Annotated in this window: 10 protein-coding genes; 5 read left to right on the forward strand and 5 right to left on the reverse strand. The window is 73.2% G+C overall.

Annotated elements, in window-relative coordinates; genetic code table 11:
* The first annotated feature begins 30 nt into the window (after positions 1–30).
* The 3 genes from AB0F71_RS29290 to AB0F71_RS29300 all read left to right on the forward strand — a co-directional run bounded on the left by AB0F71_RS29290 (position 31) and on the right by AB0F71_RS29300 (position 2469).
* Entirely contained in the window at positions 31–1059 is a 1029-nt protein-coding gene (locus tag AB0F71_RS29290; RefSeq protein ID WP_360240293.1) for an iron-siderophore ABC transporter substrate-binding protein, read from the forward strand.
* Between the two features lie 27 nt (positions 1060–1086).
* A complete protein-coding gene (locus AB0F71_RS29295) occupies positions 1087–1869 on the forward strand; it encodes an ABC transporter ATP-binding protein (protein ID WP_360240296.1) in 783 nt (260 codons plus the stop codon).
* A 147-nt stretch (positions 1870–2016) separates the two neighbouring features.
* Positions 2017–2469: a MarR family transcriptional regulator gene (locus AB0F71_RS29300; RefSeq protein ID WP_360240299.1), complete on the forward strand. Its 453-nt coding sequence runs from the start codon at positions 2017–2019 to the stop codon at positions 2467–2469.
* A gap of 97 nt (positions 2470–2566) precedes the next feature.
* Here the strand turns inward: AB0F71_RS29300 and AB0F71_RS29305 are convergent, their stop codons facing one another.
* The 5 genes from AB0F71_RS29305 to AB0F71_RS29325 form a co-directional block, all read right to left on the reverse strand.
* Positions 2567–3142 carry an ATP/GTP-binding protein gene (locus AB0F71_RS29305; protein WP_360240302.1) on the reverse strand — a complete coding sequence of 192 codons (576 nt, stop codon included), beginning with the start codon at positions 3140–3142 and terminating at the stop codon, positions 2567–2569.
* Between the two features lie 51 nt (positions 3143–3193).
* A complete protein-coding gene (locus tag AB0F71_RS29310; protein ID WP_207813170.1) occupies positions 3194–3577 on the reverse strand; it encodes a DUF742 domain-containing protein in 384 nt (127 codons plus the stop codon).
* Complete coding sequence (locus tag AB0F71_RS29315) at positions 3574–4005, reverse strand: roadblock/LC7 domain-containing protein (protein ID WP_360240307.1); 432 nt, start codon at positions 4003–4005, stop codon at positions 3574–3576. The genes AB0F71_RS29310 and AB0F71_RS29315 overlap by 4 nt, the downstream gene beginning before the upstream one ends.
* A complete protein-coding gene (locus AB0F71_RS29320) occupies positions 4005–6170 on the reverse strand; it encodes an ATP-binding protein (RefSeq protein WP_360240310.1) in 2166 nt (721 codons plus the stop codon). The genes AB0F71_RS29315 and AB0F71_RS29320 overlap by 1 nt, the downstream gene beginning before the upstream one ends.
* A gap of 454 nt (positions 6171–6624) precedes the next feature.
* Positions 6625–7956 (reverse strand): acyl-CoA dehydrogenase family protein, encoded by a 1332-nt coding sequence (locus AB0F71_RS29325; protein ID WP_360240370.1) that lies wholly within the window; start codon positions 7954–7956, stop codon positions 6625–6627.
* 449 nt (positions 7957–8405) lie between these two features.
* Between AB0F71_RS29325 and AB0F71_RS29330 the strand changes: the two genes are divergently transcribed.
* Both AB0F71_RS29330 and AB0F71_RS29335 read left to right on the forward strand, forming a co-directional pair.
* Positions 8406–9482 (forward strand): GAF domain-containing protein, encoded by a 1077-nt coding sequence (locus AB0F71_RS29330; RefSeq protein WP_360240313.1) that lies wholly within the window; start codon positions 8406–8408, stop codon positions 9480–9482.
* A gap of 314 nt (positions 9483–9796) precedes the next feature.
* Positions 9797–11371: a lipase maturation factor family protein gene (locus AB0F71_RS29335; RefSeq protein WP_360240373.1), complete on the forward strand. Its 1575-nt coding sequence runs from the start codon at positions 9797–9799 to the stop codon at positions 11369–11371.
* Positions 11372–11551: the final 180 nt, after the last annotated feature.

Here is an 11551-nt window from a genome sequence, read left to right on the forward strand (position 1 = left end):
CTCCCGTACCACCCCGCCCCGGAGGCACCCATGCCGTACGCCCAGAGCCCGCTCCGCCCCGCCCGCCGCCGCGCGGCCCGGGCGCTGGCCGTCACCGGGGCGGCCGCCCTCCTGCTCGCCGGGTGCGGCTCCTCCGGGTCCTCGTCCCAGTCCGCGGACCCCTCCAACTCCGCGTCCGCCGCCCCGGGCAGCGCGGCGGACGCGGCCAACGGCGGCAAGCGCACCGTCAAGGACGCCACCGGCGAGGCCGTCGAGGTCCCCGCCGAGCCCAAGCGGATCGTCACCCTCACCCAGGAGGACCTCGACGCGGTGCTCGCCCTCGGCGTCAAGCCGGTCGGCATCACCAACGGCCAGGGGCTCAACGAGTCGCCCGCGTACCTCAAGGACAAGGTCCAGGGCGTGCCGGTGGTCGGCAACCTGCTCCAGCCGGTGATGGACAAGGTGATCGCCGCCAAGCCCGACCTCATCCTGGCCGGGGACATGCAGGACGAGCAGGTGCTCAAGCAGCTGCGCGAGATCACCCCCGCCACCCTGGTCACCATGGCGCCCACCGACGACTGGAAGCTCGCCTTCCGGGGCATCGGCAACGCCGTCAACAAGCTCGACCAGGCCAACAAGGTGATCGACGACTATCAGGCCAGGGCCACCAAGGCCGGTGCCGACCTCGGCAGGAACAAGGGCGCCGCCGTCTCCATCGTCCGCTGGAACCCCACCGGCCCCAGCTGGATGGAGAAGAAGCAGTTCGCCGGCGGCGTCGCCCTCGACATGGGCCTCACCCGCCCGGCCGCCCAGGACAAGGACGGCAACGCCCACAGCCCGGCGCTCAGCCTGGAGAAGCTCGCCGAGATCGACGGCGACTGGCTGTTCCTGTCCACCCTCACCGACGACGGCAGGGCCGCCCTCAAGGACGTCCAGTCCAAGCCCGCCTACCAGCAGTTGAACGCGGTGAAGAACAACCACGCCGTCACCGTGGACGGTTCGGTCTGGTCCACCCGCGGCGGCCCGCTGGCGGCCGACGTCGTCATCGGCGACCTCGGCAAGGCACTGTCCGGTTCCTGAACGCGATCCGAACTGGGGGGCTGAGACATGGAGTTGACGATCCAGGGCGTCACCGCCGGGTACCGCCCCGGCCGCCCGGTGCTCGGCGGCATCGACCTCACCGTGCCCGCCGGGCAGGTGGTGGCGGTGGTCGGCCCGAACGGCTGCGGCAAGTCCACCCTGCTGCGGGCGGTGGCCCGGCTGCACAGGCCGGACGGCGGGCGGATCCTGGTCGGCGGCGAGGACATCTGGCAGTTGCGCCCGCGCCGGGCCGCCCACCGGGTCGCGCTGCTCCCGCAGAGCCCCCAGGCCCCCGAGGCGGTCACCGTGGCCGGCCTGGTCCGCTACGGGCGCCACCCGCACCAGGGCCTGTTCCGCCAGTGGTCGGCCGACGACGAGCGGCTCACCGCCGAGGCCCTGCGCGCCACCGGCGTCGACGCCCTCGCCGACCGCCGCCTCGACCAGCTCTCCGGCGGCCAGCGGCAGCGCTGCTGGCTCGCCATGGTGCTCGCCCAGGACGCCCCGGTGGTGCTGCTGGACGAGCCGACCAGCGCGCTCGACCTCGGCCACGCGGTGGAGGTGCTGGAACTGGTCCGCACGGTCGCGGCCGGCGGGCGCACGGTGGTGATGGTGCTGCACGACCTCGCGGCCGCCGCCCGCTACGCCGACCTGCTGGTCGCCCTGCGGGACGGCGCGGTGGTGGCCTGCGGGCCGCCCCGGGAGGTGGTGGACGCACCGCTGGTGCGGGCGCTGTACGACATCGACAGCCACGTCCTGGCGGCCCCGGACGACGGCGCCCCGGTCATCGTCCCGCGGGCGCCGGCGGGCTGAGGGGCAGCGGTCGGCCTGCCCTGAGGACGGAGCGACGGAGCTGTGAGCCGAATTATTTGCAGAGACCGATAATCGGCGCCGAATGGCATACTTGTACGAGAGGGGACAGCTCAGGACGCCCAGGTGAACGTGAAGGGAAGGCGAGCCATGGCCATCCGCGATGACGCGGCCGAGGTCCGGGCCGGTGGCTGGCGGACGCTCGCCGCCCTGCACGGGCTGATCGAGGCCGCGCTGGAGAAGGCGCTCCAGGCGGAGCACAAGCTCTCGGTGGTGGAGTACACGGTGCTGGAGGCGCTCTCCCGCCAGGACGGCTGGCACATGCGGATGCAGCAGCTGGCCCGTGCGGCGGCACTGAGCAGCAGTGCCACCACCCGCCTGGTGAGCCGCCTGGAGGACCGGGGCCTGCTCAGCCGCTACCTCTGCGCGGACGACCGGCGTGGCATCTACACCGAGCTGACCGCCGAGGGCCGCGCCCTGCTGGAGGCCGCCCGCCCGGTGCACGACGCCACCCTGGAGGCGACCCTGGCCCAGGCCGCGGAACTCCCCGAGCTGGCCCCGCTGGTCGACGCGCTCGCCGAGCTCACCCCGACGAAGGTGTGACCCGGCCCCTGGCATGACCCAGCGCCTGGCATGACCCCGGCCCAGGCATGACCCCGGCCCAGGCCTGCCCCCCGGCGGCCGCAGCCGCCTCGCCGCCTCAGCGGCGCCCGACGGCCAGCGCGTCCCGGTGCACCCGGTCGAGCAGGGCGAGCAGCAGCTCCTTGCTGGACGCCCGCTCCCGGACGTCGCACAGCACCACCGGCACCTCCGGCCCGAGGTCGAGGGCGCGCCGGACGTCCTCCGGGGTGGCCTCGCGGCGGCCGTGGAAGCAGTTGACCCCGATGGCGAAGGGGATTCCGCGCTGCTCGAAGAAGTCCACGGCGGCGAAGCTGGATTCGAGCCGCCGGGTGTCGGCGAGGATGATCGCGCCGAGGGCGCCGAGGGCGAGGTCGTCCCACATGAACCAGAACCGGAACTGCCCGGGCGTACCGAAGAGGTAGAGCACCAGGTCCTCGCGGACGGTGATCCGCCCGAAGTCCATCGCCACCGTGGTGGTGGACTTGCCCTGGACGCCTTCGAGGCTGTCGACCCCGATGCTGGCGCGGGTCATCCGCTCCTCGGTCTGCAGCGGTTCGATCTCGCTGACCGAGCCGACCATGGTGGTCTTCCCGACGCCGAAGCCGCCGGCGACGAGGATCTTGACCGCGCCCGGCACCAGGCTCTGGGTCGTCAATTCGGGTCTCCTGGAGGGGAACTGTGGGGATGCGGCGGACGCGGCAACCGGTCAGAGTCTGCGGACGCCCTCGATCACGGCCTGGATCAGCGAGATGTCCGGTGCCTCGGCGAGCTGGACCGGGGCCCGGGTGAGGATCAGCCGGGCCTCCGCCAGGTCGTCCAGCAGCACCTTGACCACGCTCACCGGAAGGTCCATGGTGGCCGCGATCTCGGCCACGGCCAGCGGGCGTTCGCGGCACAGGTCGAGGATCGCGGCCGGTTCGGGCGTCAACCGGCTGGTGTCGGTGCGCGGGTCGGCTGTGACCACCAGGGTGATCAGCGCGAAGCCGTCACGGACCGGGCCGGTGCGCCCGTTGGTGATCGCGTAGGGGCGGACCAGGTGGCCGGCGTCCTTGTCGTAGAACCAGCCCTCGTCGGCGTCGGCGCTGGTCACGCACCGCCACCCGGGCCGGGCCCGCCCGCGTCGCTGCGCGGCGCCGCGGTGAGGTACTGGCCGACCTGCTTGACCAGCATGTTGATCTCGTAGGCCATCAGCCCGGCGTCCACCTGCTCGCTGGTGAGCACGGCGAGCCGGGCGCCCTGTCCGGCGGTGGTGACGAACAGGAACAGCTGGTCCATCTCGACCACGGTCTGCCGGACCCGTCCGCCGTTGAAGCGGTGCCCGGCGCCGCGGGCCAGGCTCTGCAGGCCGGAGGCGACGGCCGAGAGGTGCTCGGCGTCGGCCCGGTCGAGGCCCTGGGAGGTGCCGACCAGCAGTCCGTCCTCGGAGAGGACGATGGCGTGCTGGGTCTCGGGGACCCGCGCCACCAGCTGGTCCAGCAGCCAGTTGAGGTCGCGCTGGGTCTCGGTGTGCTGCGTCATCACTGCTGTTCCTTGGCTTCCTGAACGGCGGGGGCTTCCGCGGCTCCCTCGGGGGCGGAAGGTGCGGCCGGGTGGGGGGCGGTGGCGGTCGCGTCCGGTCCGGTACCGGTCGCGCGGGCGCTCCGGGTGCCGCGCTGGATGGCGGCCATGGTGGCGCGGGACCGCGCCGGGGAGGGGTCGTCGGCCTCGCCGAACCGGGGGCCGGCCGGGGCGGCGTGGGCCCCGTACGGCGCCGACGACGCCGACTGCGTGGACGGCGGCAGCATGGCGCCGGGCGCGTTGGCCTCGCGGAGCTGCTCGGCGAGGCTGGCGTTGCGGACCCGCTGCGGCAGGACGCGCGGGGTGCGCAGTTCGCCGTCCGGGCCGTGCTCCACGCTGTCCTCCTGCGGGCGTTCGTGGGTGGGCGTCGACCGGTCGGCGGGCACCCCGTCGAGGCCGCCCGCCGGGTCCACGGCCGCCGAGCTGACGACGGCGGGGTCCGCCTGCGCGGCCCCGCCCAGGGGGGGTCCGTCCACGGGCCCGGCTCCAGCGCCGGCTCCCGGGCCTGCTCCGGCGTCGAGCTGCGCGGCGAGCTCCGCCGACGGCCCGGTCGGCAGGTCGTACGGGCGCGGCAGCACGGGCCGGGGGACCACCACGGCCCCGGGCAGCCCGGGGATCTCGGCACCGACCGGCAGCCCGGCGTTGTCGAGGGCGGGCCCGCCGCCCTCACCGTCCGGCCGCGCGAACTCCTGCGGCCCGAAGCCCTGCTGGCCGAACTCCTGCTGGCCGAACTCCTGCGGCGCGAGCAGCTCACCGACGATCACCCCGTCGTCGGCCCCACCGCCCGCCCCGCCGCCTGCCGGCTCCGTCGGCACCGGGGAACCGACTCCACCGGCCGCGCCAGGCGTGCCGTTCGTCAGCCCGTTGAGCACCCCCGCCAGCGCGCCGGACAGCTCGTCGTCGACCACGCCGAAGTCGCCGTCGGACGGCCGAGGTTCGGGTACCGGGGTGCGGGTGACCCGCGCGCCGGAGGGCAGTCCGGGCACCGCGGCCGGCTGCTCGGCCTGCTCCAGCAGCGCCGAGGGCACCAGCACCACGGCCCGGGTGCCGCCGTAGGGCGAGGGCCGCAGGGTGACCTGGATGTCGTGCCGGGCGGCGAGCCGGGCGACGACGAACAGGCCGAGCCGCAGGTCGTCGCCGAGCGCGGAGACGTCCAGCTCGGGCGGGTTGGCCAGGTACTCGTTGAGCCGCTCGTACTCCTCCGCGGTCATGCCGAGGCCGCGGTCCTCGACCTCGACCGCCAGGCCCTTGGGAACCTCCTGGGCCGAGACCTGCACCTGGGTGTACGGCGGGGAGAAGGTGGTGCCGTTCTCGATCAGCTCGGCGATCAGGTGGATCACGTCGGCGACGGCCTGCCCGCTGAGCGAGGCGCGCGGCACGCCCTGGACGACGACCCGGGCGTAGTTCTCGGTCTCGGAGACGGCGCTGCGCAGCACGTTGACCACGGGCACGGCGTTGCGCCAGCGCCGGGCGGGCAGCGCGCCGCCGAGGATGACCAGGTTCTCGGCGTTGCGCCGCATCCGGGTGGCCAGGTGGTCGACGGCGAACAGTTCGCGCAGCAGCTCGGGTTCCTCGTGCTCGCGCTCCAGCGCGTCGAGCATGCTGATCTGCCGGTGGATCAGGATCTGGGTGCGGCGGGCGATGTTGAGGAAGACCTTCTTCGTCCCCTCGCGGCCCTGGGCCTGGTGGACGATGGCGGCGACGGCGGCCTGCCGGACGGCGGCCAGGCCGTCGAAGGTCTGCTGGACCTCGTCGCCGACCCGCCGGGACGGCGCCCAGGTGGGCGGGGTGGGCACCGGCTCCCCGGCGCGCAGCCGGCCGACGATCTCGGGGATCTCGTGCTGGGCGAGCGCGAAGGTGTCCCCGCGCAGTCCGGTGAGCCGGGCGGACAGTGACCGGGCGACCCGGACGCCGCGGACCAGGCTGACCAGCAGCACCAGGGCGACGACGGCGGTGCCGGCCAGCAGCGCGGTGCGGTTCGCGGTGTCGCGCAGCAGGTAGGCGGCGTAGCCCCAGGCGGCGGCGAGGCCCAGGCTGGGGACCAGCACGAGAGCGAGGAGCGAGCTGCGGAGGGAGCCGGACCGGCCGGCGCGGTGGCCCGTGCGGGGGGCCGATATGCCTGGCATCTGATTCCTTGTCGCAGGGCCGAGTTGCGGGCCGGGTCTCGGGGCCGGACGGTGGGTCGGCCCGAGCGGCCCGGACCGGGCGTCAGGGCGCCGAGGGCCGGGGTCGCCGGACGGGGTGACGCGGTGTCACCGTCCGTGCGGGTACAGCTCGGCCGCCGACGGCAGGAAACCTATCAGTCCCAGGTGGCCTCATCGCAACATCAACTGACGATATGTGAACCGGTGATGGCAGGAACGACCATTCCCGGTCGGAGCGTTCGCCGACGGAACGCCGCAGCTCAGCGCGGTCGGCGCGGAGCGGAAACGGCTCCCCGGGAGGCCGGTGGGCCGCTCGGGGAGCCGTCAGGAACAGGTCAAATCGTCGTCACACCGAAAGTTCGCCACCATCCGGGCGGCGGCGGTTCCGGATCCCCGCGCGGATCGACCCGCCGCGCGGATCAGCCCGCCGCGCGGATCAGCCCGCCGCGGAGAGCGGCACCACGCGGCCGCCCCGGACGCCCCGGACGCCGCGCGGGCCGTACCCGTACAGCTCCTCCGCCGGGGAGGCCCCGACGGCGCGGGCGGCCCCGGTCGCCCCGGACTCCAGCTCGTTGAGCTCGGTCCACGCCCAGCTCGCCAGGTCGGCCAGCTCGGCCGACCACTGCTTGCCGTACGTGCCCGACGCCACCTGTCCGAGCCGCAGCTTCTGCACGTCCGAGGTGCCGGCCGGGGCGTAGATGTGGGTGGCGTCCCGCAGGTAGCGGATGATGTTGTGCTCCTCCTGGGTGCCGCGCGCCGCGAAGATCTCCATCGCCTGACGTGCCGAGTCCATCGCGTACTCGGTGTTGATCAGCTTGGCGTTCATCAGCTCGGCGTCGCAGGCCTTGCCGTGGTCGAGCAGGTACGAGGCGTGGTACGCGGCCAACTTGGCCGTCATCAGCCGGGACTGCATCTCGCCGAGCTTGAGGGCGATGCTGTTCACCTGGTTGATCGGCTTGCCGTAGAGCACCCGCTCCTCGGCGTAGCGCACCGTGTCCTCCACCACGGCGACGTGGATGCCGAGCGCGACGGCGCCCAGGTTCAGCCGGCCGTACAGGGTGGAGGAGGAGTAGGCGACGTCGAGGCCCTGGCCCTCCTCGGCGAGCCGGTTGCCGACCGGGACGCGGCAGTCCTCGAACACGAGCTCGCCGAAGCTGAACCCGTGCAGGCCGCCCTGGGTGCCGATGGTGCCGGTGCGAAAGCCCGGCCGGTCGCTCTCGACCAGGAAGGCGGACAGCCCCCTGCTGCCCCGGTCGGTACGGAAGACCACGCCGTGGACGTCGCCGATGTGCGAGTTGCCGACGAACACCTTGCGGCCGTTCAGCACGTACTCGTCGCCCTCGCGCCGGGCGGTGCCGGCCATGCCGAGCACGTGGCCGCCGGACTCCGGCTCGGTGACCGCGATCGTCGGCAGGCACTCCCCGGAGGCGAACTTCGGTAGCCACTCGCGCCGTTGGGCGTCCGAACCGAAGTGGATGACCTTGGCGACGCCGAGCTGGGAGGCCTGCGCCATCGCGCCCATCGCACCGCTGACCCGCGCCAGCTCCTCGACGATCACGGTCTTGGCGAGGTGTCCCAGGCCCAGGCCGCCGAACGCGCGCGGGATCGTGACGCCGATCCAGCCGCGGCGGGCGATCTCGCGCGAGAGCTCGAACTCGATCTCCCGGTCGGCCTCCATTCTGGCCACCTGAGGACGCACCTCCTTCTCCGCGAACTCACGCACCTCGGCTCGGAGGCTCTCGTGTCGTTCGTCGGTGAAGTAGTCCATCGCCATGCTTGGTCCTCTCGTTCCGGTGGGTGTCGTGCCTCCCGTTCATGCCGTAGATGCCGCTCCGGCCGCTCCCCCTGAGAGATCGGGTGGGGGTGTGGAGGTGTGGCGGTGCCGATCGCTTCCAAGCCATCGGTGCATGCGGACCCAGGGCGTGCCCTGCCCCAGGGGCGGCGCTCCCGTGGGGCCAGGGGAACTACCGTCCGTGTCTTCGGCAGGGCTCATTGTCATATGTGCACCTGGGATCCACACATAGTGGATCTTGGAATGGCGGGATTCGGCCCGTCCGCTTGGGGGCGGGTTTTGCCAGCGGGTCGGGAGGGGATTGACCTTGCCCCTCAGGCGGAGCGCTGGTGGTCGCTCACATGCTGCTTTGACTGTCCATCAGCAAGGCAGGTGACCGGTACCGGTAGCACCGCGGCGCCCGGATGTCTGATTACATGTGCGCCATGACTGATGTGATGAGCACTCAAGGCCAGTTCCCGAGTGCTGCCGGGGAATCCGAGCGGACCCGCAGGCTGCGCAGCCTGGGTCTCAACGAACCCTCCGCCGACGAGGCCTTCGACCGCTTCGCCCACCTGGCAGCCAGCATCACCCGCGCTCCCATCGCGATGGTCAACTTCATCAACGACGAGCGCCAGATGTTCCGGGGGCTCTACATTCCGCCAAATTCCTCCGAACTGGCGGCTGAAGAAGGCGCGTCCTGGGCGGATCGGGGCATCGCCTTCGACCTTCCCACCCGACAGATGCCGTTGAGTCACGGTTTCTGCCCGCACGTGGTCGCCCAGCGCTCGCCCCTCGCACTGGACGACATCCTCGCCTACCCCCGGTTCGCCGGTAACCCGGTCGTGGACGAACTCGGCGTCCGGGCCTACCTCGGCGCCCCGCTGGTGGACGACACCAACACCGTCATCGGCACCGTCTGCGTCCTCGACCGGGAACCCCGGCAGTGGGGACGCGAGCGGCTGCGCGACATCCAGCACCTCGCCGAGGCGCTGCTCTCCGAGATCCGGCTGCGCGACAACCTGCTCGCCCAGCAGCAGGAGATGTTCGCCGCCTTCGACGGCTCCCCGTTCCCCATCATGCTGACCGACGGCCCCGGCCAGGAGATCCGCTACGCCAACGCCCAGCACGCCGACACCTTCGGCGCCCCGGTGGCGTACGGCTCGATCGGCACCGCCTACCCCCAGCTCGGCGCGGCCGGCCTCCAGCAGGCCGTCGCGGAGGCCTTCCACACCGGACGGGCCACGGTCCTCAACGACGTCCGGATCCAGTCCGGCCGTCCCGAGGCCCAGCGCATCCAGCAGATCTTCAGCTTCACCTGCACCCCGCTGCGGACCGCGCGCACCGGCCAGGTCAACGGCGTCCTCACCGTCGGCATGGACGTCACCGCCCAGTCCCGCACCGAGGAGGAACTCGGCACCCTGGCCGCCCTGCTGGTCGACCGGCTCCAGCAGAACGGCGCGGCCACCGCGACCGGCCGACCGGGCGTCGCCGGCGGCACCGGACTCGTCCTGCCGAGCTGAGCGGCCGACCGCCGCTCGTGCGCCGCAGCACCGCGCCCGGGCGCAGCCGCCCACCGCACCACCCGTACTGCCCGCACCACTCGCACTGCCCGTACCACTGGCACCACTCGCACCGCCCGTACCACCCGTTCCACCGAGCACGGCCCATCGCACCACTCGCACGGCCCACCACTGTGGCGGGGCGCCTCTCACCCCCGAGGAGAGGCTCCCCGCCACAGTGCCGTTCCCGGCCGGGCCGCGACGGCCGGGCCGCACCGGGCGAGCCGCCGTCCACCGACGCCCCGCCGGTGGTAGGCATGGGCCGCATGGACTGGATGGACTGGTTCGCCGCCCCCGACTACTGGCTGAGCCGACTGCTCGTCCAACGCCTGCTCGCCGGCCTCTACCTGATCGGATTCCTCAACGCGGCCGCGCAGTTCCGCGCCCTCATCGGCACCGACGGCATGCTCCCGGTGCCCCGCTTCACCGCCCGGGTCCCGTTCCGCCGCTCGCCCGCCCTCTTCCACCTCCACTACAGCGACCGCTTCTTCGCCACCGTCGCCCTGACCGGCGCCGCACTCGCCGCCGCGGTGGCGGCCGGCCTCGGCGACGCCCTCCCGCTCGGGGCCTCGATCCCGGTCTGGGCGGTGCTCTGGGCCCTCTACCTCTCCATCGTCAACGTCGGGCAGACCTGGTACTCCTTCGGCTGGGAGTCGCTGCTGCTCGAAGCGGGCTCGCTCGCCGCCTTCCTCGGCAACGCCGACACCGCCCCGCCCACCCCCGTGCTCTGGCTGATGCGCTGGCTGGTCTTTCGGGTCGAGTTCGGCGCCGGGCTGATCAAACTGCGCGGGGACACCTGCTGGCGCGACCTGACCTGCCTGCGCTACCACCACGAGACCCAGCCCATGCCCGGACCGCTCAGCTGGTTCTTCCACCACCTGCCCGACCCGCTGCACCGGATCGAGGTGGCGGCCAACCACGTCGTCCAACTCCTCGTCCCGATCGGCCTGCTGCTCCCGCAGCCCGTCGCGAGCTACGCCGCCTGCGCCGTGATCGCCACCCAGCTGTGGCTGATCGCCTCCGGCAACTTCGCCTGGCTCAACTGGCTGACCGTCGTGCTCACGCTCGCCGCCGTCGAACCGGCCCGCCTCGGCCTGCCCGTCCGCACCCACACCGCCCCCGGCGCCCCCGTCTGGTACCAGGCGGTGGTCATGGCCGTCACCGCCGCCGTCGTCGTCCTCAGCTACTGGCCGGTGCGCAACCTGCTCTCCCGGGGCCAGGTGATGAACCGCTCCTTCAACCGGCTGCACCTCGTCAACACCTACGGCGCCTTCGGCAGTGTCAACCGCCTGCGCCAGGAGGTCGTCGTCGAGGGCACCGACGAGGAGGTCGTCACCCCGCACACCGTCTGGCGCGAGTACGGCTTCAAGGGCAAACCCGGCGACGTGCGCCGCCTCCCGCGTCAGTACGCCCCCTACCACCTGCGCCTGGACTGGCTGATGTGGTTCGCCGGCATCTCGCCCAGCTACGCCCGGCCCTGGTTCCTGCCCTTCGTCGCCCGCCTGCTGGCCGGTGACCGGGCGACGCTGCGGCTGCTGCGCCACAACCCCTTCCCCGACGCCCCGCCGACCCACGTCCGGGCGACCCTCTACCTCTACCGGTTCACCGGATGGCGCGAACTGCGCGAAACCGGCGCCTGGTGGCACCGCACCGCGCTCCACGCCTACCTCGCGCCGGTCGACCTGGCCGCCCTCCGCCGGGCCGGCCACCACCCGCCGCCCGCCCGGCCCGGCCGAGGACTCCGTACCGTCCCGCTCGACCGGCTCCGACGGTCGGGTCCACCCCGGACGGAGCACCCCGGCCACCCGCCCGGACCAGCACCCGGCCACCCGGACGGCCCTCCCGAGTAGCGGCCAGGCGGGCGGTACGGCATACGACACCGGCCCGTCCGGCGGTGGGTGCGTGCAAGCCTCGAACGGGCACCCGTATTCTGGGCCTCCACAACCGGCGGCCCGACTCGCACGCCCCCCGGTCCCGCCCCAGGGGCCCCGTGCACCCGGTCCGCCGCCCCCTCGCCGTCAGCCCCGCCG

Origin of the sequence: Kitasatospora sp. NPDC028055, from assembly GCF_040637885.1 — a bacterium.
Classification (GTDB): Bacteria; Actinomycetota; Actinomycetes; order Streptomycetales; family Streptomycetaceae; genus Kitasatospora.

What these genes read in the sequence shown, in the direction of transcription:
- AB0F71_RS29290 (WP_360240293.1), top strand. Translation starts at nt 31, where the DNA reads ATGCCGTACGCCCAGAGCCCGCTCCGCCCCGCCCGCCGCCGCGCGGCC.
- AB0F71_RS29295 (WP_360240296.1), top strand. Translation starts at nt 1,087, where the DNA reads ATGGAGTTGACGATCCAGGGCGTCACCGCCGGGTACCGCCCCGGCCGC.
- AB0F71_RS29300 (WP_360240299.1), top strand. Translation starts at nt 2,017, where the DNA reads ATGGCCATCCGCGATGACGCGGCCGAGGTCCGGGCCGGTGGCTGGCGG.
- AB0F71_RS29315 (WP_360240307.1), bottom strand. Translation starts at nt 4,005, where the DNA reads ATGACGCAGCACACCGAGACCCAGCGCGACCTCAACTGGCTGCTGGAC.
- AB0F71_RS29320 (WP_360240310.1), bottom strand. Translation starts at nt 6,170, where the DNA reads ATGCCAGGCATATCGGCCCCCCGCACGGGCCACCGCGCCGGCCGGTCC.
- AB0F71_RS29325 (WP_360240370.1), bottom strand. Translation starts at nt 7,956, where the DNA reads ATGGACTACTTCACCGACGAACGACACGAGAGCCTCCGAGCCGAGGTG.
- AB0F71_RS29330 (WP_360240313.1), top strand. Translation starts at nt 8,406, where the DNA reads ATGACTGATGTGATGAGCACTCAAGGCCAGTTCCCGAGTGCTGCCGGG.
- AB0F71_RS29335 (WP_360240373.1), top strand. Translation starts at nt 9,797, where the DNA reads ATGGACTGGTTCGCCGCCCCCGACTACTGGCTGAGCCGACTGCTCGTC.